Raw genomic sequence first — 22,877 nt, forward strand, 5'->3', positions numbered from 1 at the left:
CGACAGCATGCTCTGGGGCAGGCCAGCCCTTCCACCGGACCCTTATGGTAAAGTGGCGCACTTTTTCGAGGGGGCATTCACTGTGTGGGAATTGGTCAAATCCGGCGGCTGGATGATGTTGCCGATCATTTTGAGTTCCATCGCCGCACTCGGCATCATCGCCGAACGCCTGTGGACCCTGCGTGCCAGCCGTGTAACACCCGACCACCTGTTGGGCCAGGTCTGGGGCTGGATCAAGAACAAGCAACTCGACAAGGCAAAACTCAAGGAGCTGCGGGCCAACTCGCCCCTGGGTGAAATCCTTGCCGCCGGCCTTGCCAACTCCAAGCATGGTCGCGAGATCATGAAGGAATGCATCGAGGAGGCCGCTGCCCGGGTCATCCATGAGCTGGAGCGCTACATCAATGCCCTGGGCACCATTGCCGCCATGGCGCCGTTGCTCGGCCTGCTGGGCACGGTGCTGGGCATGATTGATATCTTCAGTTCCTTCATGGGCTCGGGCATGACCACCAATGCCGCCGTTCTGGCCGGTGGTATTTCCAAGGCCTTGATCACCACGGCGGCGGGCCTGATGGTCGGTATTCCTTCGGTGTTCTTCCACCGTTTCCTGCAACGACGTATCGACGAGTTGGTCGTCGGCATGGAGCAGGAAGCCATCAAGCTGGTGGAAGTGGTGCAGGGCGATCGTGACGTGGACCTGGTTGAGGGCAACGCGTGAAATTTCGCCGCAAGCGACGGGAAAACGTCGATATCAACCTGGCGTCGTTGATCGACGTTGTGTTTATCCTGCTGCTGTTTTTTGTCGTCACCACCACCTTTACCCGGGAAACCCAACTGCGCGTCGACCTGCCCGAAGCCGTCAGCGGCTCACCGGCGGACGACCAGCAGGCCAAACAATTGGATATAGCCATCAGCGCCGACGGCGTGTTCTCGGTGAATAACCAGTTGCTGGAAAAAAACGACCTGGCCAGCCTGATGGATGCATTGCAGAAAGAATCCGGTGGCGACACTAACTTGCCACTGTCGATCAGCGCCGATGGCAACACCAAGCACCAGGCCGTGATCACCGCGATGGACGCTGCCGGCAAGCTCGGCTTCAGCCATTTGCGCATGACCACGGTCGAGGCGGCGAGCCAACCCTGATGGCCATGACCGATCGTTTGCTCAAGGCCTGGTACGAAGGCCATCCGGCGCTCGCGTTGTTGCAGCCGCTGGAGTCGCTCTATCGTCGGGTGGTACGGCGCAAACGCGCACGGTTCCTGGCGGGCGAGGGCGAGATCTATCAGTCGCCGGTGCCGGTCGTGGTGGTCGGCAATATCACAGTGGGTGGCACCGGCAAGACCCCTTTGATTCTCTGGCTGATCGACCATTGCCAGCGCAGCGGTCTGCGCGTCGGTGTGGTGAGTCGGGGTTATGGCGCCAAACCGCCACAGCTTCCATGGCGCGTACAGGCCGATCAAACCGCAGCGCTGGCGGGGGATGAACCCCTGCTGATCGTGCAACGCAGCGGCGTACCGCTGATGATCGACCCTGACCGCAGCCGTGCCGTACAGGCGCTGTTGGCCAGCGAAACCCTGGACCTGATCCTCTCCGACGATGGCCTGCAACATTATCGCCTGGCCCGTGACCTGGAACTGGTATTGATTGATGCCGCCCGTGGGCTGGGTAACCGCCGCTGCCTGCCGGCGGGCCCGTTGCGCGAGCCGGTCGAGCGTTTGCAAAGCGTCGATGCGCTGCTTTATAACGGCGCGGGTGCCGATCGTGACGACGGTTTTGCCTTCCGCCTGCTGCCCACAGCGCTGGTCAACCTGCACACCGGCGAGCGCAAACCCATCGATTACTTCCCGGTGGGGCAGCAGGTGCATGCGGTAGCCGGCATCGGCAACCCGCAACGTTTCTTCAATACCCTTGAAACGCTACACTGGCGGCCGATACCCCATGCTTTTGCCGACCACGCGCCCTACAGCGCCGAGGTCTTGAATTTTACACCGGCACTGCCGTTGGTCATGACTGAAAAGGACGCGGTGAAGTGCCGCGCCTTTGCCAGGCCCGACTGGTGGTACCTTGCGGTGGACGCGGTACCGTCACCGGCGTTTATCGCCTGGTTTGACACGCAGTTGATGCGCTTGCTGCCCGCTCGCCTTTTGCCTTAAAACGTTGCTCTCCAGGACCTACTCATGGACACCAAACTGCTCGATATCCTTGCTTGCCCGATCTGCAAAGGTCCGCTCAAGCTCAGTGCCGACAAAACCGAGCTGATCAGCAAGGGCGCCGGCCTGGCGTACCCGATCCGTGATGGCATTCCGGTAATGCTCGAAAGCGAAGCCCGTACCCTGAACACCGATGAGCGCCTGGATAAATGACCACCGCCTTCACCGTTGTCATCCCGTCCCGCTACGCCTCCACCCGCCTGCCCGGCAAACCGCTGCAGCTGATCGGCAACAAGCCGATGATCCAGCTGGTGTGGGAGCAAGCCTGCAAAAGCAGCGCCGAGCGGGTGGTGGTGGCCACCGATGATCCGCGCATCATCGAGGCCTGCAAACGCTTTGGCGCCGAAGCGGTGCTGACCCGTGAAGACCACAACTCCGGCACCGACCGCCTGGCCGAAGTGGCCACCCAGTTGGGCTTGGCGGCAGATGCCATCGTGGTCAACGTGCAAGGCGACGAGCCGTTGATTCCGCCCAGCGTGATCGACCAGGTTGCCGCCAACCTGGCAGCCCATGGTGAAGCGCGCATGGCGACCCTGGCCGAGCCGATTGAAGACATCCAGACGCTGTTCAACCCCAACGTGGTGAAAGTGGTCAGCGACATCAACGGCCTGGCGCTGACCTTCAGCCGCTCCACCTTGCCGTGGGCGCGGGATGCGTTCGCCAAACAACCGGACGTGCTGCCTGCCGGCGTGCCTTACCGTCGCCACATCGGAATCTACGCCTACCGCGCCGGGTTCCTGCATGACTTCGTCAGTTGGGGCCCGTGCTGGCTGGAAAACACCGAATCCCTGGAACAACTGCGTGCCCTGTGGCACGGCGTACGCATCCACGTGGGCGATGCCCTGGAAGCGCCGCCGCCCGGTGTCGACACCCCTGAAGACCTCGAGCGCGTCCGTCGCTTGCTGGGGGCCTGATGCAGGTTCTGTTCGTCTGCCTGGGCAACATCTGCCGTTCACCGACGGCAGAAGGCGTGTTGCGCCACAAATTGCGCGAAGCCGGCCTGGTTGGTCAGGTTGACGTGGCCTCCGCCGGTACGGGTGAATGGCACGTCGGCAACCCACCCGACAAGCGCAGCCAGGGTGCAGCGCTGCAGCGTGGCTACGACTTGTCGGCCCAGCGTGCACAACAGGTGTCGCGTGCCGACTTTTCCCGCTACGACCTGATCCTGGCCATGGACCAGAGCAACCTGCGCAACCTCAAGGCCATGCAGCCGGCCCAGGGCAAGGCGGAGCTGGACCTGTTCCTGCGCCGTTACGACTCGGTGGTGGATGAAGTGCCAGACCCGTACTACGAAGGCGACCAGGGCTTCGAAACCGTCCTGGACCTGATCGAGCGCGCCTGCGATCTGTTGGTGATTGAATTGAAGGGCCGGTTATGACGTTGCAGGTACAGGCGCAGGTTTCGCTCAAGCCGTTCAACAGCTTTGGTATCGACGTGCGTGCCCGGCTGTTTGCCGAGGCCCGCACCGACGCTGACGTGCGTGAAGCCTTGGCCTATGCGGCCGGGCAACAACTGCCGTTACTGGTGATTGGCGGCGGCAGCAATTTGCTGCTGACCCAGGATATCGACGCGCTGGTGCTGCGCATGGCCAGCCAGGGCATCCGGGTATTGCACGACGACGGCGTGCACGTCGTGGTGGAAGCGGAGGCCGGTGAAGCCTGGCATCCGTTTGTGCTGTGGACGTTGGCCCAGGGCTTTTCCGGCCTGGAAAACCTTAGCCTGATCCCGGGCACCGTTGGCGCCGCCCCCATGCAAAACATCGGCGCCTACGGTGTAGAGATCAAGGACGTGTTCGCCGGCCTGACCGCCCTCGACCGCCACACCGGCGAGCTTCGGGACTTCAGCCTGGGCGAATGCAACTTTGCCTACCGTGACAGCTTGTTCAAACACGAAGCGGGGCGCTGGCTGATCCTGCGGGTGCGATTTGCCCTGAGTCGCGCCGTGCATCTGAGGCTTGAGTACGGGCCGGTGCAGCAGCGCCTGGCCGAGCAAGGCATTACGCAAGCTACCCCCAGCGACGTCAGCCGCGCCATTTGCAGCATTCGCAGCGAGAAACTGCCGGACCCGGCGGTACTCGGCAATGCCGGCAGCTTCTTCAAGAACCCGCTGGTGTCCCAGGCGCTGGCTGGCGAATTGCAGCTTCAATACCCGGACCTGGTGGCTTATCCCCAGGCTGACGGGCAAATGAAACTGGCCGCCGGCTGGTTGATCGACAAGGCCGGATGGAAGGGTTTTCGCGAGGGTGATGCCGGCGTACATCGCTTGCAGGCGCTGGTGCTGCTGAACTACGGCGCGGCCACGGGCCAGGACATTGCCTGCCTGGCGCTCCGTATCCAGCAGGACATCGAAAAACGTTTCAAGGTTGTGCTGGAAATGGAGCCCAACCGCTATTGAACTAAGCTTGTTTTTTGACGCACCAAGCCCTGCATTGCAGGGCTTTTTTATTGCGGCTGAGTTAACTTAGCTGACTATCGATGTTTCTTAATCAGTTCATAGACGCTGTTTATCAAAGGCCCGGTGAAGATTCGTTTTCACAAGAGAGCCGATTAGCCTGAGCCATCTGCGTGAACCGACCCGCTTGGCACCCAAGCGACAGATTGCTCGACCCCATAACCTTTTCACTATGCGGGCGTGCCCATGATTACCCTCAAACTTAACGGTCAAGACCATCAACTGGATGTCACCGAAGATATGCCCCTGCTGTGGGCGATCCGCGACGTGGCCGGTTACAACGGCACCAAATTCGGTTGCGGCATGGGCCTGTGCGGCGCGTGCACCATTCATATCGACGGCTCGCCGGCACGCAGTTGCATCACCCCGATTGGCTCGGTCAAGGGCCAGGATGTCAGCACCATCGATAACCTGCACACCGACCCGGTCGGCCAGGTGGTACAGCAAGCCTGGCTCGAAACGGCCGTGGCCCAGTGCGGTTACTGCCAGGGTGGGCAGATCATGTCCGCCACTGCATTGCTGAAAACCAACCCGAATCCCAGCGACGCGCAGATTGAGGAAGCCATGATCGGCAATATCTGCCGCTGTGGCACCTACAACCGGATCAAGACCGCGATCCGCCAGGCCGCCACTCACCTGCAGGGGACCAAGGCATGAGCCGGTTACCCGCTGATTTCGTCCTGAACAACCTCAGTCGTCGAGGTTTCCTCAAAGGTGTGGGTGTCACGGGGGCTTTGGTCATTGCCGCCAGTTGGGGCTTGCCGGACGCGTTTGCCGCCGACGCGGCGAAGAAGTACGGCGGTGACGCCATGCCCCATGGTGTGATCGACGATCCCAAGGTCTACGTAAGCATTGCCACCGACGGCAGCGTGACGGTGATCTGCAACCGCTCTGAAATGGGCCAGGGGGTACGCACCAGCCTGAGCATGGTAGTGGCCGATGAACTGGATGCCGATTGGGCGCAGGTGAAAGTCCAGCAAGCACAGGGTGATGAAGTGCGTTTTGGCAACCAGGACACTGATGGTTCCCGCAGCATGCGTCATTGGTATGAGCCGATGCGCCGTTGTGGCGCCGCCGCCCGTACGATGTTGGAACAAGCCGCTGCCGAGCAATGGAAAGTCCCGGTAGGCGAATGCCATGCTCAGTTGCACAAAGTGGTTCACCAACCGAGCGGGCGCGAGTTGGGCTACGGCGCCCTCGCTGCCACTGCCGGTGCGCTGGCGGTACCGGCACGGGACAGCGTGACGCTCAAGCAGCCGTCGGAATTTCGCTATATCGGCAAGGAAGGCATCAAGGCTATCGACGGTGCCGACATCGTCAACGGTCGGGCGGTCTACGGTGCCGATGTGCATTTTGAAGGCATGCTTTACGCCACCATCGCCCGGCCGAAGGTGTATGGCGGCAAGGTAAAATCCTTCGATGCCAGTGCGGCGTTGAAAGTCCCCGGGGTGATCAAGGTGCTGCAAATCGAGAGCCGGCCCTTGCCCTCGGAGTTCCAGCCGCTGGGCGGTGTGGCAGTTGTTGCGAGCAACACGTGGGCGGCTATCAAGGGCCGCGACGCCTTGAACATCGTCTGGGATGACGGCGTGAATGCCAGCTACAACTCCATCGACTACCGCAAGGAATTGGAAGCTGCTGCGTTGAAACCGGGCAAAGTGGTGCGCAATACCGGCACCATCGACGAGGCCCTGAGCGATGCCGACAGCACCCTGGATGCCGCGTATTACCTGCCGCACCTGTCCCAGTCGCCGATGGAACCGATGGTCGCCGTCGCCCGCTACGACAAGGGCCAGTGCGAAGCGTGGGCGCCCAGCCAGGCGCCGCAGGTGACCCGCGAACGCATTGCCGAGCGCCTGGGCCTGCCGTTCGACAATGTCACCTTCAATGTCACGCTGCTGGGTGGCGGTTTTGGCCGCAAGTCCAAGCCGGACTTTATCGTCGAAGCCGCCGTGCTCGCCAAGGAATTCCCCGGCAAGGCGGTGCGGGTGCAATGGACCCGTGAAGACGATATCCATAACTCTTATTTCCATACCGTGTCCGCCGAGTACCTCAAGGCCGGCCTGAACAAGGATGGCCTGCCCAGCGCCTGGTTGCACCGCACTGTGGCGCCGAGCATTACCGCGTTGTTTGCGCCGAACATGGTCCATGAGGCGCCGTTCGAACTGGGCATGGGCTTTACCAACATGGCTTACGCCATTCCCAACGTGCGCTTGGAAAATCCGGAAGCGGCGGCCCATACGCGGGTCGGCTGGTACCGCTCGGTGTCGAACATTCCTCATGGTTTCGCGATTCAGAGCTTTGTCGATGAACTGGCGCACAAGGCCGGCGAGGATCCGCTCAAGTATCAACTCAAACTCCTCGGGCCCGACCGTCAGATCGATCCCAGGACGTTGAGCGATGAGTGGAACTACGGCGAATCGCCAGAGCGCTATCCCATTGATACCGCACGTTTGCGTGGGGTGCTGGAAACCGCTGCCAAGGCCGCCGGTTGGGGCCGCACCTTGCCCAAGGGCCGCGGCTTGGGCTTGGCGGTGCACTACAGCTTCGTCACTTACGTAGCAGCGGTGATCGAGGTGGAAGTCAAAGATGACGGCACCTTGATCGTGCACAAGGCCGACATTGCCGTGGATTGCGGCCCGCAGATCAACCCGGAGCGCATTCGCTCGCAATTCGAAGGTGCCTGCGTGATGGGCCTGGGCAATGCGGTGCTGGGTGAAATCAGCTTCAAGGACGGCAAGGTGCAGCAGGACAACTTCCATATGTATGAAGTAGCGCGCATTTCTTTGGCGCCCAAGGAGGTTGCGGTGCACCTGGTCACGCCAAAAGGCGACGTGCCGTTGGGCGGTGTGGGTGAGCCGGGCGTGCCGCCGATTGCGCCGGCACTGTGCAATGCGATTTTTGCCGCCACCGGCAAGCGCATTCGCAATCTGCCGGTTCGCTATCAGTTGCAGGGTTGGCAGGAGGCGAAGGCCTGATGGACAGTGTCGATCTGAATGTATTGCGCAGCGTGCTGGAATGGCGCCGCGCCGGGCAGCCGGTGATGCTGTACAGCGTGGTCCAGACTTGGGGCAGCGCGCCGCGTCCACCGGGGGCGATGCTGGCCCTGCGCGGTGACGGAGTGGTGATCGGCTCGGTATCTGGTGGCTGTATTGAGGACGACTTGATCGCCCGTTTGCAGGATGGCCGGCTGCCTGAAGACGGGCCGCCGGTGCAGCTTGTCACCTACGGCGTCACGCGGGATGAGGCGGCGCGTTTTGGCCTGCCTTGTGGCGGTACCCTGCGCCTGACCGAAGAGCGGGTGGGCGATCCAGCGTGGGTGGCAGAACTACTGGCGCGCTGCGAGGCGCACGAGATTGTCGCCCGTGAATTGAACCTGGCCACCGGAGCAGTGGTGTTGAATGCAGCGAGCAAGACCGATACGGTCAGTTTCGACGGCGAGCGGCTACGCGCGATTTATGGTCCGCGCTGGCGCTTGTTGCTGATCGGCGCGGGGCAGCTGTCGCGCTATGTGGCGGAAATGGCGCGGTTGCTGGATTTCGAAGTGCTGATCTGTGACCCGCGCCAGGAGTTTGTCTATGGCTGGGAGGAGCAGCATGGCCGTTTTGTGCCGGGCATGCCTGATGAAGCGGTGCTGAATATCCAGACCGACGAACGCACAGCTATCGTCGCGCTCACCCATGACCCGCGCCTGGATGACATGGCGCTGCTGACCGCGCTGAATTCCAAGGCGTTCTACATTGGCGCCCTGGGTTCGCGGGTCAACAGCCAGAAGCGCCGGGAAAACCTCGCGGCGCTGGGGTTGAGTGCGGACGCCATTGCACGGCTGCATGGCCCGATTGGCCTGCATATTGGCAGCCATACGCCGGCGGAGATCGCGTTGTCGTTGATGGCGGAAATTGTTGCTATCAAGAACGGGATTGATCTGTTGCAGAAAAAACCGTTGCAGGCTGCGGTCAGTTGACGGGCATCACCGCGGTCATCCTGGCAGCGGGGCAGGGCAGTCGTTTCCGGGCCGAGGCAGGTGCGGACAAGGACAAGTTGCTGGCGCCCTGTGTGGGTCGTGATGGCATTACACGATCGGTGATTGAGCAGGTATTGGTGAACTTGCCACCGGCGGTTGCCAGGCGTTGGCTGGTAACGTCGCCAGATCGCATCGAAGTCATTCGGCTGGCAAAGCAGTATGGTTGTGAAGTGCTGCTTTTGCGCTCGCCGGGCATGGGCGACAGCATCGCGGCGGCAGTGGCGGCAGGTGGTACGTCTGCTGGTTGGCTGGTGGTGCTGGGGGATATGCCGTTTATCTTGCCGACGAGTATCGGGCAGGTGATTGCAGGCCTTGAGGACGACAGTATCAGTGTCCCGGTGCATGCAGGTCAGTATGGGCACCCGGTAGGGTTTGGCCGTTCATTCGCAGCGGCATTAATGGCGCTGACGGGCGACCGTGGGGCAAAGCCGTTGTTCGCCCAGGCGACTGTACAGGAAGTAGCAGTCGATGATCCCGGTGTGTTGTGGGATGTGGATGTGCCGGCTTTGCTGAACTATCGCTAGCTGAAATGCAGACATAAAAAAGCCCCGCCTGATCACTCAGGCGGGGCTTTTTAGTGGCCGATGGAATCAGACGAGGGGTTTAGGCTCGTGTTCTTCTTCCAGGGCTTTAGGGCTGTGCTCTGCCACTTCCTCAACGGAACGTGGGTTCTCGTCGACAGCAGGGGCAGTGTGCTCAACCACGGCTTCAGTGACCGGCGCAGGGGTTGCTTCGACCACGTCAGCGACAACCGGTGCAGCTTCAACAGGCGCCGAAGCAGCAGCGGCAGCCGCCAGTTCAGCTTCCTTGCGACGACGACGCACTTCACGTGGGTCGTTCGGCGCACGGCCGTTTTCGGTCAGGGCGTTGGCCGGAGCGGCTTCAACCACCGGAGCGGCAACTTCGGCAACCACGGGCGCTTCAACCACTGGAGCAGGCTCGGCAACAACGGCGACCGGTTCAGCGGCGACAACTACTTCAGCTTCAGCGACAGGCGCTGGAGCTTCTTCGACCACTGGCGCAGGCGCTGGTGCTTCAACCGCTTCAACCACTACGGCAGGCTCGGCAGTCCACTGGAACGCGGTCTGTTCTTCGCGAACTTCACGCACTTCAGGGGTTGGCTCGGCAACCGGTGCTTCAACGGCCGCTTCAACCACGGGCTGTTGTTCAACAACAACCGCTGGCTCGGCGACCACTTCAGCTTCAGGCTGAGGCTCGCGAACTTCACGAACTTCACGAACGTGACGAGCCGGCGCTACTTCCACTTCCGGAACAGCTGGCGCTTCGACAGGCGTCGTTGCTTCAACCACCGGTGCTTCGACGACTGGCGTCTCAACAACCGTGTGTTCCTGGATGGCAGCGGTGGCGGCTTCAGCTTGCTCGTTGGCCTGGGCTTCAGCAGGTGCGCTGATGACCGAGCTGGCAACAGCCGCGGTAACGGCCAGGCCGGCAGCCAGTTCGGCGCCAGTCGGTTCGTCGGTAGCGCTTGCTTCGCCGGTCTCTTCCGAGCCTTCGATCTCATTGCCGTTGGCATCACGCTGACGCTCACGACGGTTGCTGCGACGACGCTGGCCACGGGAGCGGCGGCGTGGACGATCGCCTTCGGCGTTGTCCTGGCCGTCTTCCTGATGCTGATCTTCGTTGGACAGCAGTTCTTCTTCTTCACCGACCGGAGCAGCCTGCTCGGCACGTGGTTGACGCTCTTCACGAGGAGGGCGTGGCGCACGTTCTTCACGCGGCTGACGAGCTGGACGCTCTTCAGCAGTGGCAGCGGTGACGGCAGCAGTGGCTACCGCTGGGACTGCGTCCAACGGCTCACGCAGTTCACGCACGCGTTCTTCACGCTCGCCACGTGGCTTGCGGTCTTCACGAGGAGCGCGTGGCGCGCGCGGTGCACGTTCTTCGCGTGGTGCACGCTCTTCACGGGCTACGGCTGGGGTTTCTTCACGGGCTTCGCGCGGGGCGCGCTCTTCACGTGGGGCGCGTTCTTCGCGGGGTGCACGTTCTTCACGAGGCTTGCGCTCTTCGTCACGGCGACCGTTGCGATTGCGGCTCTGCTGGCGACCGTTACGACGCTCTTCATTGCGTGCAGGGCGTTCGGCGGCAGGCTTCTCGACCACAACGGGAGCCACTGGCTCTTCCTTGGTGGCGAACAGGCTGACCAGCGACTTCACCAGGCCCTTGAACAGGCTTGGCTCAGGCAGGGCGGCTGGAGCTGCAACCGGAGCAGGCGCTTCAACCGGAACCGGTGCGTTGGCACGGGCTGGTGCGGTCTTGACGGCGGCTTCCTGGCGAACCAGGGTGCGGGTCGCAGCGGCTGGCTGGACTTCTTCCACTTCGGCAGCGGCAGCAGCGATTTCGTAGCTGGACTGGTTGACGTGGGCTTCCGGGCTGTCATCACGCAGGCGCTGCACTTCGAAGTGCGGCGTCTCGAGGTGATCGTTCGGCAGGATGACGATGCGAGCACGGGTGCGCAGTTCGATCTTGGTGATCGAGTTGCGTTTTTCGTTGAGCAGGAACGCAGCAACCGGGATCGGCACCTGGGCGCGGACTTCGGCAGTGCGGTCTTTCAGGGCTTCTTCTTCGATCAGGCGCAGGATCGCCAGCGACAGCGATTCAACGTCACGGATGATGCCGGTGCCGTTGCAACGCGGGCAGACGATGCCGCTGCTTTCGCCAAGCGATGGACGCAGGCGCTGACGGGACATTTCCAGCAGGCCGAAGCGCGAGATACGGCCGACCTGTACGCGGGCACGGTCAGCTTCCAGGCATTCGCGGACTTTCTCTTCCACGGCGCGCTGGTTCTTGGCTGGAGTCATGTCGATGAAGTCGATCACGATCAGGCCGCCGATATCACGCAGGCGCAACTGGCGGGCGATTTCTTCAGCCGCTTCCAGGTTGGTCTGCAGGGCGGTTTCTTCGATGTCGCTGCCTTTGGTAGCGCGTGCCGAGTTGATGTCGATGGACACCAGGGCTTCGGTCGGGTCGATCACGATGGAGCCGCCGGAAGGCAGTTCGACGACGCGCTGGAAAGCGGTCTCGATCTGGCTTTCGATCTGGAAACGGTTGAACAGCGGAACGCTGTCTTCGTACAGCTTGATCTTGCTGGCGTACTGCGGCATCACCTGGCGGATGAAGGTCAGGGCTTCGTCCTGGGCTTCAACGCTGTCGATCAGCACTTCGCCGATGTCCTGGCGCAGGTAATCGCGGATGGCGCGGATGATCACGTTGCTTTCCTGGTAGATCAGGAACGGCGCGGAACGGTCCAGGGACGCTTCTTTGATAGCGGTCCAGAGTTGCAGCAGGTAGTCGAGGTCCCACTGCATTTCTTCGCTGCTGCGACCAAGGCCGGCAGTGCGCACGATCAGGCCCATGTCGGCCGGAGCGATCAAACCGTTCAGCGCTTCACGCAGTTCGTTGCGCTCTTCGCCTTCGATGCGACGGGAGATACCGCCGGCACGCGGGTTGTTTGGCATCAGGACCAGATAGCGGCCAGCCAGGCTGATGAAGGTGGTCAGGGCGGCGCCCTTGTTGCCACGTTCTTCTTTTTCTACCTGAACGATGACTTCCTGGCCTTCGCTCAGGACGTCCTTGATGTTCACGCGGCCTTCGGGGGCTTTCTTGAAGTATTCGCGGGAGATTTCTTTGAGGGGCAGGAAGCCATGGCGCTCGGAGCCGAAATCGACAAAGGCAGCCTCAAGGCTTGGTTCGATACGAGTAATCCGGCCTTTATAGATGTTGGCCTTCTTTTGCTCGCGTGCACCGGACTCGATGTCCAGGTCGTAGAGGCGTTGGCCGTCTACCAGTGCAACACGCAACTCTTCGGGTTGAGTTGCGTTAATCAGCATTCTTTTCATGTTGTACCGTCGGTTTCCGGGCTGCCGGAAACGGCGTTCGGCACACACGACTTCTCACGGTCGGTGTCAGGTGCGTCAAGAGTGGTTGGCCACTCCAGTGTCCAGCAATACCCGCCAAAATGGGCGGTATCGCGACGTACGCTTCCTGCTTGCTGTGGTGACTTAAGCACTCAGTCAGGAGGAGGAATCAACCGGCGACTGTGGACGAGATGAAGCGTCTAAATATAAGCCTAGTGCTACACAGTCCGACGGTTGTGCATCTCCACCCTACACGTATCCCTGATAATTCGGGTGCTGCCGCGCGCAGAATCCGCAGCGGGTTGGCATTTACCGTGTTCTCCAATGGGGGGAACACGCTCATGGCTAAACAAGACCGGGTGTGGGCGACTGTGCTCTCACTCAGCTCGTAACAGGCGTTGTTTCCGAAGCATTCGCCGTGGTCTGGCTCAAGATTGACTGCACTTTGTGAACTGGCCGTAAATATCGGCGCAAAAGGCGAGTAATCACTCTGCTTTTTGCACTCGCTTCAGGCCTCATGTCACCTGCGCTTGTTACAATCTCGAGCCTTCCAAAGTGGCGAAAGCCCCGTAGGACGGCCTCGCGTCCTGATGAATTGCGATGGTCAGGGCCGGCAGTTTGCCGCTAGTCCTCTGTCCAGGCCGCTTTTGGCGGCGTTCGCGACTATAGCAGCAATGATTAAGTGCTTCAATTCCATAAAAAATTGTTATCATCGCCGCCATGACGACTACCGCCCCCCAGACCCCCAGCGTCCAGCTGCTTGAGGTCTCGCCGGAATATGCCGGCCAACGCATCGACAACTTTCTTCTTGCCAGGCTCAAAGGCGTGCCCAAGACCTTGATTTACCGCATTTTGCGTAAAGGCGAAGTGCGCGTGAACAAGGGGCGGATCAAGCCCGAGTACAAGCTGCAGGCGGGCGACATCATCCGTGTGCCGCCGGTGCGCGTGCCTGAGCGGGACGAGCCGGTCCCTCTGGCTCAAGGCCTGCTGCAGCGCCTTGAAGCCTCGATTGTGTTCGAAGACAACAAGCTGATCGTGATCAACAAGCCTTGCGGTATCGCTGTGCATGGCGGCAGCGGCCTCAACTACGGGGTGATCGAAGCCTTTCGTCAGTTGCGCCCGGATGCCAAGGAGCTGGAACTGGTCCACCGTCTGGACCGTGACACCTCCGGTCTGCTGATGATCGCCAAGAAGCGCAGCATGTTGCGTCACCTGCACGCTGCCCTGCGCGGTGACGGCGTGGACAAGCGCTACATGGCGCTGGTGCGCGGCAACTGGGCGACCTCGATCAAAAGCGTTCGTGCGCCGTTGCAGAAGAGCAACCTGCGTTCCGGCGAGCGCATGGTCGAAGTGGACGAGGAGGGCAAGGAGGCGCTGACGCTGTTCAAGGTGCTGCGCCGTTTCGGTGACTTCGCGACCATGGTCGAGGCCAAGCCGGTCACCGGCCGCACCCACCAGATTCGTGTGCATACCCTGCACGCAGGCCACTGTATTGCCGGTGATACCAAGTACGGTGACGAGGATTTCTCCAAGGAGATCCGCGACCTGGGCGGCAAACGCCTGTTCCTGCACGCCTACATGCTGACCGTGCCGCTGCCGGATGGCGGCGAATTGAAGCTGCAGGCGCCTGTCGATGAAATGTGGGCCAAGACCGTGGAGCGCCTGAGTGTCGCACCCTGACTACAAGCTGCTGATCTTTGATTGGGATGGCACCCTGTGCGATTCCATTGGTCGGATTGTCGAGTCGATGCACGCAGCGTCGACACGTTCCGGTTATGCGTTGTGCGACGACCTGGCGGTCAAGGGCATTATCGGCCTGGGCTTGCCGGAAGCGATTCGCACCCTGTACCCGGAGATTGGCGACGACGAGTTGATCGCGTTTCGTCAGCACTACGCCGATTACTACATGGCCCTCGATGCCCGGCCTTCGCCGCTGTTTGAAGGCGTAGCGCAGGCCATGGAAGCGTTTCGCGCCGACGGGTATCACCTTGCGGTGGCGACCGGCAAGGCTCGTCGCGGCCTGGATCGGGTGCTCAAGGCCCACGGCTGGGAAGATTATTTCGACGCGACCCGCGCGGCGGATGAAACCGCCAGCAAACCTCACCCTCTGATGCTTGAGCAGATCCTTGCTCAATGTGGCGTGTCGCCTCGGCAGGCGTTGATGGTGGGTGATGCGTCGTTCGACCTGATGATGGCGCGCAATGCTGGCATGGACTCCGTGGCGGTCAGCTACGGCGCCCAGGCCGCCGAGGCGTTGCAGGTGTACGAGCCGAGACTGACGATTGACCGTTTTTCTGAATTGCAGGCCTGGCTCAGTCGGGCCTATTAAGTCTTTGCTGGGGTAGATGGCATGACCGATGAGTGGAAAGCGCCTGAGAAGGCCAACGCTGATAACAATGGCGATGACAAAAGCTGGAAGTTGCTGGAAAAGACCCTGCTGGCCAGTGTGCAGGAGCAACGTCGCTCGCGGCGTTGGGGGATCTTTTTCAAGCTTCTGACCTTTATTTATCTGTTGGGCATGCTGGCGCTGTTCAGCCCGCTGATGGACATGGAGAAGAGCGCCACCCGCAGCGGTAACTACACGGCATTGATCGAAGTACGCGGGGTGATTGCCGACAAGGAGTCCGCCAGTGCCGACAATATCGTCAGCAGCCTGCGGGCCGCCTTCGAAGACTCCAAGGTCAAGGCCGTGATCCTGCGCATCAACAGCCCCGGCGGCAGCCCGGTGCAGTCGGGTTATGTGTATGACGAGATTCGTCGCCTGCGTGCCTTGCATCCGGACATCAAACTGTATGCGGTGATTTCCGACCTGGGTGCCTCGGGTGCCTATTACATTGCCAGCGCCGCCGACCAGATCTACGCCGACAAGGCCAGCCTGGTGGGGTCCATTGGTGTGACGGCAGCCGGTTACGGCTTTGTCGGCACCATGGAGAAGCTGGGGGTTGAGCGGCGTACCTATACGTCGGGCGAGCACAAGTCGTTCCTGGATCCGTTCCAGCCGCAAAAGGCCGATGAAACCCAGTTCTGGCAGGGCGTGCTGGACACCACTCACCGGCAGTTCATCGCCAGCGTGAAGCAAGGGCGCGGTGATCGGCTCAAGGATAAAGAGCATCCGGAGCTGTTCTCCGGGCTGGTCTGGTCTGGCGAGCAGGCGCTGCCGCTGGGCTTGATCGACGGCCTGGGCAGTGCCAGTTCGGTGGCGCGCGATGTGGTTGGCGAGAAAGAACTGGTGGACTTCACCGTTCAGGAATCGCCGTTTGACCGTTTCTCGAAAAAGCTCGGTGCCAGTGTGGCCGAGAAGCTGGCGCTGTACATGGGTTTCCAGGGGCCGACCCTGCGCTGAGATCTTGAGCGCGACATGGCTTAAAATGTGGGAGCTGGCTTGCCTGCGATAGCATCACCTCGGTGCGACTGATGTACCGAGGTGTCTGCATCGCAGGCAAGCCAGCTCCCACATTTGTTTGTGGTGTCCTCAGGGAATCTGTACGCCTTCGGCCAGCAGCATGTCTACCAGTCGAATCAGTGGCAGGCCGACCAGGCTGGTAGCGTCCGGCCCTTCGGTGCTTTGAAACAGGCTCACCCCCAAGCCCTCGGCCTTGAAGCTGCCAGCGCAGTCATAGGGCTGCTCGAGGCGCAGGTAGCGCTCGATGCGGGCTGCGTCCAGCGTGCGCATATGTACGGTGAACGGAATGCAGTCGACCTGGCAGTGCCCGGTGGCGCTGTTCAGTACGGCCAGGCCGGTGAGGAAGCTGACGCGCTTGCCGCTCGCCGCCAGCAACTGCTCACGGGCCTTCTCGAAGGTATGGGGCTTGCCGATGATCTGGCCGTCGAGCGCGGCGACCTGATCCGAGCCGATAATCAGGTGGCCGGGATGGCTGCTGGCCAAGGCGCGGGCCTTCTCTTCAGCCAGGCGCTTGACCAGCTCCACGGCGGACTCGTCCGGGCGGTGGCTTTCGTCGATATCCGGCGAGATGCAGATGAATGGCAGGCGCAGACGATTCAGCAATTCGCGGCGATAAACCGAGCTGGAAGCGAGTAATAAAGGCAGCATGGGCGTCTCCTTAAGGCAGTCGCGGATTCTAGCGGGAGGGCCCGACGACGGACAGGGTCTAATTTCCTTTGACATGGCTGGGTGCATCCCTATAATGCTGCGCCTATGTTGAATGACCCGATTCCACCTCACGTTGACCCGCGCAAATTGGCTGATCGTGGCACTACCCTTCAAGGTGAAGTGCTGCTGGCCGATTTGAAGAGACTCTGCGACCCGCTTTCCGACACTGTCGGTACGGTGCAGGCTAAATTCGTTTTTGAACGAGATGAACGTAAGTCTGTGGTAATCCACAGCTTTATCGACACCGAGGTCAAAATGGTTTGCCAGCGTTGTCTTGAGCTGGTCACCCTGCCGATCCACAGCGAATGCAGTTATGCTGTGGTGAAAGAGGGTGCGAATACCCAGTCGTTGCCGAAAGGTTATGACGTGCTGGAACTGGGCGAAGATCCTTTGGATCTGCAGTCACTGATCGAGGAGGAGCTTTTGCTCGCCTTGCCCATTGTGCCTGCTCATCATCCGGAAGAATGCCAGCAGCCGGCGGGTCTCGATGAGCCCGAACCGAGCGAGGACGAGGTAACGCGGTCCAACCCGTTCAGTGTATTGGCGCAGTTAAAGCGTGACCCAAACGTTTAGGAGTTAATCAATTATGGCTGTTCAGCAGAACAAAAAATCCCGCTCTGCCCGTGACATGCGTCGTTCGCACGACGCCCTGACGGCAAGCACTCTGTCTGTAGAAAAAACCACTGGTGAAGTTCACCTGCGTCACCACGTATCGCCAGAAGGCGTATACCGTGGCCGTAAAGTGATCGACAAGGGCGCTGACGAGTAATCACTTGTCTGCTCAAGTCATCGCGATTGACGCAATGGGCGGGGACTTCGGTCCCCGCAGCATTGTTCAGGCCTGCATTGCTTGCCTGTCTGCTACGCCCTCGCTGCACCTGACCCTCGTCGGTCAACCCTCCTTACTTGAAGAACTGATTGCCAGCCATCCGGCGGTGGATCGTGTGCGCCTGACTGTTACACCGGCCAGCGAAACCATCACCATGGATGAAAAGCCTGCGCAGGCCTTGCGCGGCAAGCCTGATTCTTCGATGCGGGTGGCCCTTGAGTTGGTGCGCGATGGCAAGGCCCAGGCCTGTGTCAGTGCAGGCAATACAGGTGCGTTAATGGCGTTGTCCCGGCATGTGCTCAAAACCCTGCCAGGGATTGACCGGCCGGCGATGGTCGCGGCCATCCCCACCCAGCAAGGCTATTGCCAGTTGCTGGACCTGGGGGCGAACGTCGATTGCAGCGCCGAGCATCTGTTGCACTTTGCGTTGATGGGCTCGGTGGCGGCCGAAGCGCTGGGCGTGGCCCGGCCTCGGGTGGCGTTGCTGAATATCGGCACCGAAGACATCAAGGGCAATCAGCAGGTCAAGCTGGCGGCGACGCTGTTGCAAGGCGCGCGAGGCTTGAACTACATCGGTTTTGTCGAGGGTGACGGTTTGTACCGTGGCGAAGCTGACGTGGTGGTGTGCGACGGATTTGTCGGCAATATCCTGCTCAAGTCCAGCGAAGGCCTGGCGACGATGATTGCCGCGCGCATTGAGGCCTTGTTCAAGCGTAACCTTGCCTCGCGCGTGGTGGGCGCCCTGGCGCTGCCCTTGATGCGGCGCCTGCAGGCTGACCTGGCACCGGCGCGGCATAATGGCGCGAGTTTCCTGGGGTTGCAGGGCATCGTGGTGAAAAGTCACGGCTCGGCGGGGGTGCAGGGTTTTCAAAGTGCCATCCAGCGTGCCTTGATCGAGATCCAGGAAAACCTGCCGCAACGCTTGCACAGCCGCCTTGAGGATCTGTTGCCTTAGGCGAATGGCGCCGGAAATGCTTAAATGTGACCGGCCAGTTCAATTGACCATCCAATCTGTCAGTTTCTTGCGCTCCCACGTTTGGAGCGCCAATTTCCGACGACCAGATCATTAGGGGCTTGTTACATGTCTACATCCCTCGCATTCGTCTTTCCAGGGCAGGGTTCGCAGTCCCTCGGCATGTTGGCCGAGCTGGGCGCGGAATATCCGCAGGTCCTGGACACTTTCAAGGAAGCTTCCGATGCCCTGGGTTACGACCTGTGGGCACTGACCCAGCAAGGTCCGGAAGAGCTGCTTAACCAAACCGACAAGACCCAACCGGCTATCCTGACCGCTTCCATCGCCCTGTGGCGCCTGTGGCTGGCTGAAGGCGGTGCGCGCCCGGCCTATGTCGCCGGTCACAGCCTGGGCGAATACAGCGCCCTGGTGGCCGCTGGCAGCCTGACCCTCGGTGAAGCGGTCAAGCTGGTCGAGCGTCGTGGCCAGTTGATGCAGGAAGCGGTTCCAGCGGGGCAGGGCGGCATGGCTGCCATTCTCGGCCTGGAAGATGCTGACGTGATTGCGGCCTGTGCCGAAGCGGCCCAGGGCGAAGTGGTCAGCGCCGTCAACTTCAATTCCCCTGGCCAGGTGGTGATCGCCGGTGCCAAGGCGGCTGTCGAGCGTGCAATTGAAGGTTGCAAGGCCCGTGGCGCCAAGCGTGCGTTGCCGCTGCCGGTCAGCGTGCCGTCCCACTGCGAACTGATGCGCCCGGCTGCCGAGCGTTTCGCCGAGTCCGTTGCGGCGATCAACTGGCAAGCGCCAAAGATTGCGTTGGTACAAAACGTCAGCGCTGCAGTTGCCCCAGACCTGGAAACCCTCAGGCGCGACCTGCTCGAGCAGCTCTACAAGCCGGTTCGCTGGGTTGAGTCGGTGCAGGCCCTGGCCGCCAACGGCGCTACCCAATTGGTCGAGTGCGGCCCAGGCAAAGTCCTGGCCGGCCTGAACAAACGTTGCGCCGAAGGCGTGTCGACCGCCAACCTCAATACCCCGGATGCCTTCGCTGCCGCTCGCGCAGCCCTGGCCTGACATAAGGAGAAGCCTGCATGAGTCTGCAAGGTAAAGTTGCACTGGTTACCGGCGCAAGCCGTGGCATTGGCCAGGCGATCGCCCTGGAGCTGGGCCGTCTGGGCGCTGTAGTCATCGGCACTGCCACCTCCGCCGCCGGCGCTGAACGTATTGCTGCGACGTTGAAGGAAAACGGCGTTCAGGGCACCGGTCTTGAGCTTAATGTGACCAGCGATGAATCCGTTGCTGCTGTATTGGCTGAAATTGCAGCGCAATTCGGTGCACCGGCTATTCTGGTGAACAATGCCGGTATTACCCGCGATAACCTGATGATGCGCATGAAAGACGACGAGTGGCATGACGTCGTTGATACCAACCTGAACAGTCTGTTTCGCCTGTCCAAGGGTGTTTTGCGCGGCATGACCAAGGCCCGTTGGGGGCGAATTATCAATATTGGCTCCGTAGTGGGTGCCATGGGCAACGCAGGCCAAGTAAACTACGCAGCCGCCAAGGCCGGCCTGGAAGGTTTCAGCCGTGCACTGGCGCGTGAAGTGGGCTCGCGGTCGATTACGGTCAACTCGGTGGCCCCTGGGTTCATCGACACCGATATGACCCGCGAACTGCCTGAAGCGCAGCGTGAAGCGTTGCTGACGCAGATTCCGCTGGGCCGTCTGGGCCAGGCTCAAGAGATCGCGAATGTGGTCGCTTTCCTGGCATCCGACGGTGCGGCATACGTGACTGGGGCTACAATCCCGGTTAACGGCGGGATGTACATGAGTTAAATTGTGACGGATCGCTTCAAAAAAATGTCATACGAGCTGTCTAAAATCCGTTATAAAGCTGCAATCTATTTATAGGCAGATGGCCAATAGGGTACGAGGGTGAAGCTTTCAGTTGAAAAGCTGAAAAGTCTTTCTATACACTTACCCACTGGCCAGCTGCCTGAATTTGTCCATTAGGAGTGAAAACAAGGTATGAGCACCATCGAAGAGCGCGTCAAGAAAATCGTTGCCGAGCAACTGGGCGTTAAAGAAGAAGAAGTGACCAACAGCGCTTCCTTCGTTGAAGACCTGGGTGCCGACTCCCTTGACACCGTTGAGCTGGTGATGGCTCTGGAAGAGGAATTCGAGACCGAAATCCCGGACGAAGAAGCTGAAAAAATCACCACCGTTCAAGCCGCTATCGACTACGTTACTGCCCACCAGGCGTAATAGTTTGTAATCGTCGCTTGCTGTGATGGAAAAACCGCACTGCCCTATGGCGTGCGGTTTTTTCCTTTAAGCCTGATGCAAAGTGTCGTCATTAGAAAAAGGAGAGTGCTGTGTCGCGTAGACGCGTCGTAGTCACCGGTATGGGTATGTTATCGCCACTGGGTACGGATGTGCCGAGCAGTTGGCAGGGCATTCTGGCTGGCCGCAGTGGTATTGGTCTGATCGAACACACGGACCTTTCTGCCTATTCCACCCGTTTTGGCGGCTCGGTAAAGGACTTCAATGTCGAGGAATATCTCTCGGTCAAAGAGTCCCGCAAACTCGACCTGTTCATTCAATACGGCCTGGCAGCCGGTTTTCAGGCGGTGCGTAATGCCGGCCTGGAAGTCACCGACGCCAACCGTGAGCGCATCGGCGTGGCCATGGGTTCGGGTATTGGCGGCCTGACCAATATCGAAGAAACCAGCCGCACGCTGCACGATTCCGGCCCGCGTCGAATTTCGCCGTTCTTCGTGCCTGGTTCGATCATCAATATGATTTCCGGTTTCCTGTCTATCCACTTGGGTGCCCAGGGGCCTAACTACGCCATCTCCACGGCGTGCACCACGGGCACGCACTGCATTGGCATGGCGGCGCGCAATATCGCCTATGACGAAGCTGACGTGATGATCGCCGGCGGCGCCGAGATGGCTGCCTGTGGCCTGGGCATGGGCGGCTTCGGCGCGTCCCGTGCGCTGTCGACCCGCAATGACGAGCCGACCCGTGCCAGCCGTCCGTGGGACAAGGGCCGTGACGGCTTTGTATTGGCCGACGGTGCCGGTGCGCTGGTACTCGAAGAGCTGGAGCACGCGAAGGCCCGTGGCGCCACTATCTACGCCGAGCTGATTGGCTTCGGCATGAGCGGTGACGCGTACCACATGACCTCGCCGCCGTCTGACGGCGCAGGCGCTGCACGCTGTATCACCAACGCGTTGCGTGATGCCAAGGTCAACATTGACCAGGTGCAGTACATCAACGCCCATGGCACTTCCACCCCGACGGGCGACCTGGCGGAAGCCGAGGCCATCAAGTCGGTGTTCGGCGAGCACGCCTACAAACTGGCGGTCAGTTCCACCAAGTCCATGACCGGCCACCTGTTGGGTGCGGCCGGCGCGGTCGAGGCGATCTTCAGTGTGCTGGCCATCAAGGATCAGGTCGCTCCGCCGACCATCAACCTTGACGAGCCGGATGTTGGGTGTGATTTGAACTTCGTGCCCCACGAGCCGCAGAAGATGCCGATCGACGTGGTGTTGTCCAACTCGTTCGGCTTTGGTGGCACCAACGGTTCCCTGGTGTTCCGCCGGTTCGCCGAGTGATGCAAAGCTGGGTCGACGGTCAACCGGCGGGCGCAGTGCCCCTGAAAGACCGTGGCCTGGCGTACGGTGATGGTCTGTTCGAGACCATTGCCGTCAAGGCCGGGCAGCCTGTATTGCTCGACCGCCACCTGCAGCGCCTCGATGAGGGCTGCAGGCGGTTGGCGATTGTTGCGGATCAACCGCTGATCCGCAGCGAATTGCTGGCCTATGCCGCCGCCCTCGGTGACGGTGTACTCAAGTTGATCCTGACCCGTGGCGACAGCCAGCGCGGTTATGGCATCAGCGCTGGCGCCCCGGCGCGGCGCATTCTGCAAGGCAGCCCGCCTGCCACTTATCCCCCGGAACATGCAGCCTCAGGCATTCGCCTGTTTGCGTGTACCACGCGTTTGTCCGAGCAACCGTTGCTCGCCGGCCTCAAGCACCTCAATCGGCTGGAGCAGGTGTTCGCCCGCAACGAATGGCAGGGTGCCGATCACGCCGAAGGTTTGATGCTGGATATGTCCGGTCGAGTCGTCGAAGGCGTCTTCAGCAACCTGTTTCTGGTGCGTGACGGCGTGTTGCTGACCGCTGATCTGAATCGCTGTGGCGTCGCCGGCGTCATGCGGGCCGAGCTGTTGGCCCAGGCGCAGGCGTTGGGCATCCCGACGCGCGTGGCTGATATCAGCCTTGAGCAGTTGCAAAAGGCCGACGAAGTCTTTGTGTGCAACAGCGTATTTGGCCTTTGGCCGGTGCGCGGATGTGCTGCGATGAGCTGGCCGGTTGGGCCGCTCACCCGTAAACTGCAGGGCATTGTTCGCGCACTATTGGGTATTTGA

24 protein-coding genes are annotated in these 22,877 nt (G+C 60.9%); 22 read left to right on the plus strand and 2 right to left on the minus strand.

Annotation, left to right across the window (positions count from 1 at the left end; translation table 11 throughout):
* Positions 1-82: 82 nt before the first annotated feature.
* The 11 genes from ACZRN6_RS04395 to ACZRN6_RS04445 all read left to right on the plus strand — a co-directional run bounded on the left by ACZRN6_RS04395 (position 83) and on the right by ACZRN6_RS04445 (position 9,206).
* The gene (locus ACZRN6_RS04395; RefSeq protein WP_010165826.1) at positions 83-718 is read left to right on the plus strand and encodes a MotA/TolQ/ExbB proton channel family protein; all 636 of its coding nucleotides are present in this window, start codon (positions 83-85) and stop codon (positions 716-718) included.
* Entirely contained in the window at positions 715-1,143 is a 429-nt protein-coding gene (locus ACZRN6_RS04400; RefSeq protein ID WP_322146868.1) for an ExbD/TolR family protein, read from the plus strand. The genes ACZRN6_RS04395 and ACZRN6_RS04400 overlap by 4 nt, the downstream gene beginning before the upstream one ends.
* A complete protein-coding gene (lpxK, locus tag ACZRN6_RS04405) occupies positions 1,143-2,153 on the plus strand; it encodes a tetraacyldisaccharide 4'-kinase (protein WP_322146867.1) in 1,011 nt (336 codons plus the stop codon). The genes ACZRN6_RS04400 and lpxK overlap by 1 nt, the downstream gene beginning before the upstream one ends.
* Before the next feature lie 24 nt (positions 2,154-2,177).
* Complete coding sequence (locus ACZRN6_RS04410) at positions 2,178-2,363, plus strand: Trm112 family protein (RefSeq protein WP_322146865.1); 186 nt, start codon at positions 2,178-2,180, stop codon at positions 2,361-2,363.
* Positions 2,360-3,124 (plus strand): 3-deoxy-manno-octulosonate cytidylyltransferase, encoded by a 765-nt coding sequence (kdsB, locus tag ACZRN6_RS04415; protein ID WP_464007291.1) that lies wholly within the window; start codon positions 2,360-2,362, stop codon positions 3,122-3,124. The genes ACZRN6_RS04410 and kdsB overlap by 4 nt, the downstream gene beginning before the upstream one ends.
* The gene (locus ACZRN6_RS04420; RefSeq protein ID WP_322146861.1) at positions 3,124-3,588 is read left to right on the plus strand and encodes a low molecular weight protein-tyrosine-phosphatase; all 465 of its coding nucleotides are present in this window, start codon (positions 3,124-3,126) and stop codon (positions 3,586-3,588) included. Before kdsB ends, ACZRN6_RS04420 begins: the two co-directional genes overlap by 1 nt.
* Complete coding sequence (murB, locus tag ACZRN6_RS04425) at positions 3,585-4,604, plus strand: UDP-N-acetylmuramate dehydrogenase (protein WP_464007292.1); 1,020 nt, start codon at positions 3,585-3,587, stop codon at positions 4,602-4,604. Before ACZRN6_RS04420 ends, murB begins: the two co-directional genes overlap by 4 nt.
* 243 nt (positions 4,605-4,847) lie before the next feature.
* Positions 4,848-5,318 carry a (2Fe-2S)-binding protein gene (locus ACZRN6_RS04430; RefSeq protein WP_322146858.1) on the plus strand — a complete coding sequence of 157 codons (471 nt, stop codon included), beginning with the start codon at positions 4,848-4,850 and terminating at the stop codon, positions 5,316-5,318.
* On the plus strand, positions 5,315-7,636 hold the full coding sequence (locus ACZRN6_RS04435) for a xanthine dehydrogenase family protein molybdopterin-binding subunit (RefSeq protein ID WP_464007293.1): 2,322 nt from the start codon (positions 5,315-5,317) through the stop codon (positions 7,634-7,636). The genes ACZRN6_RS04430 and ACZRN6_RS04435 overlap by 4 nt, the downstream gene beginning before the upstream one ends.
* Complete coding sequence (locus ACZRN6_RS04440) at positions 7,636-8,622, plus strand: XdhC family protein (RefSeq protein WP_322146854.1); 987 nt, start codon at positions 7,636-7,638, stop codon at positions 8,620-8,622. Before ACZRN6_RS04435 ends, ACZRN6_RS04440 begins: the two co-directional genes overlap by 1 nt.
* Positions 8,619-9,206: a nucleotidyltransferase family protein gene (locus tag ACZRN6_RS04445; protein ID WP_322146852.1), complete on the plus strand. Its 588-nt coding sequence runs from the start codon at positions 8,619-8,621 to the stop codon at positions 9,204-9,206. The genes ACZRN6_RS04440 and ACZRN6_RS04445 overlap by 4 nt, the downstream gene beginning before the upstream one ends.
* Positions 9,207-9,272: 66 nt before the next feature.
* On the opposite strand, the gene rne is transcribed toward ACZRN6_RS04445, so the two are convergent.
* Entirely contained in the window at positions 9,273-12,539 is a 3,267-nt protein-coding gene (gene rne, locus ACZRN6_RS04450; protein ID WP_464007294.1) for a ribonuclease E, read from the minus strand.
* A gap of 738 nt (positions 12,540-13,277) precedes the next feature.
* On the opposite strand from rne, the gene rluC reads away from it, so the two are divergent.
* From rluC to ACZRN6_RS04465, 3 genes are read left to right on the plus strand one after another with little or no spacing between them, the layout of a single operon-like run.
* The gene (gene rluC / locus ACZRN6_RS04455; RefSeq protein WP_076015065.1) at positions 13,278-14,237 is read left to right on the plus strand and encodes a 23S rRNA pseudouridine(955/2504/2580) synthase RluC; all 960 of its coding nucleotides are present in this window, start codon (positions 13,278-13,280) and stop codon (positions 14,235-14,237) included.
* The gene (locus ACZRN6_RS04460; protein ID WP_322146846.1) at positions 14,224-14,886 is read left to right on the plus strand and encodes an HAD-IA family hydrolase; all 663 of its coding nucleotides are present in this window, start codon (positions 14,224-14,226) and stop codon (positions 14,884-14,886) included. The genes rluC and ACZRN6_RS04460 overlap by 14 nt, the downstream gene beginning before the upstream one ends.
* Before the next feature lie 21 nt (positions 14,887-14,907).
* On the plus strand, positions 14,908-15,900 hold the full coding sequence (locus ACZRN6_RS04465; protein ID WP_322146844.1) for a S49 family peptidase: 993 nt from the start codon (positions 14,908-14,910) through the stop codon (positions 15,898-15,900).
* Between the two features lie 129 nt (positions 15,901-16,029).
* Here ACZRN6_RS04465 and ACZRN6_RS04470 read toward each other — a convergent pair whose 3' ends face one another.
* A complete protein-coding gene (locus ACZRN6_RS04470; protein ID WP_464007295.1) occupies positions 16,030-16,608 on the minus strand; it encodes a Maf family protein in 579 nt (192 codons plus the stop codon).
* A gap of 105 nt (positions 16,609-16,713) precedes the next feature.
* On the opposite strand from ACZRN6_RS04470, the gene ACZRN6_RS04475 reads away from it, so the two are divergent.
* The 8 genes from ACZRN6_RS04475 (at position 16,714) to pabC (ending at position 22,877) form a co-directional block, all read left to right on the plus strand.
* The gene (locus ACZRN6_RS04475) at positions 16,714-17,241 is read left to right on the plus strand and encodes a YceD family protein (protein WP_322146840.1); all 528 of its coding nucleotides are present in this window, start codon (positions 16,714-16,716) and stop codon (positions 17,239-17,241) included.
* Between the two features lie 13 nt (positions 17,242-17,254).
* On the plus strand, positions 17,255-17,437 hold the full coding sequence (rpmF, locus tag ACZRN6_RS04480) for a 50S ribosomal protein L32 (protein ID WP_004371305.1): 183 nt from the start codon (positions 17,255-17,257) through the stop codon (positions 17,435-17,437).
* 4 nt (positions 17,438-17,441) lie between these two features.
* The gene (gene plsX, locus ACZRN6_RS04485) at positions 17,442-18,452 is read left to right on the plus strand and encodes a phosphate acyltransferase PlsX (RefSeq protein WP_322146837.1); all 1,011 of its coding nucleotides are present in this window, start codon (positions 17,442-17,444) and stop codon (positions 18,450-18,452) included.
* Between the two features lie 126 nt (positions 18,453-18,578).
* The gene (gene fabD / locus ACZRN6_RS04490; RefSeq protein ID WP_464007296.1) at positions 18,579-19,517 is read left to right on the plus strand and encodes an ACP S-malonyltransferase; all 939 of its coding nucleotides are present in this window, start codon (positions 18,579-18,581) and stop codon (positions 19,515-19,517) included.
* Between the two features lie 17 nt (positions 19,518-19,534).
* Positions 19,535-20,278 (plus strand): 3-oxoacyl-ACP reductase FabG, encoded by a 744-nt coding sequence (fabG, locus tag ACZRN6_RS04495; protein ID WP_322146833.1) that lies wholly within the window; start codon positions 19,535-19,537, stop codon positions 20,276-20,278.
* Positions 20,279-20,470: 192 nt separating this feature from the next.
* The gene (acpP, locus tag ACZRN6_RS04500) at positions 20,471-20,707 is read left to right on the plus strand and encodes an acyl carrier protein (protein ID WP_016973676.1); all 237 of its coding nucleotides are present in this window, start codon (positions 20,471-20,473) and stop codon (positions 20,705-20,707) included.
* A 110-nt stretch (positions 20,708-20,817) separates the two neighbouring features.
* A complete protein-coding gene (gene fabF, locus ACZRN6_RS04505) occupies positions 20,818-22,062 on the plus strand; it encodes a beta-ketoacyl-ACP synthase II (RefSeq protein ID WP_322146826.1) in 1,245 nt (414 codons plus the stop codon).
* Positions 22,062-22,877, plus strand: coding sequence for an aminodeoxychorismate lyase (gene pabC / locus ACZRN6_RS04510; protein WP_464007297.1), 816 nt, complete (start codon positions 22,062-22,064; stop codon positions 22,875-22,877). Before fabF ends, pabC begins: the two co-directional genes overlap by 1 nt.

The organism is Pseudomonas sp. A125, assembly GCF_055409485.1.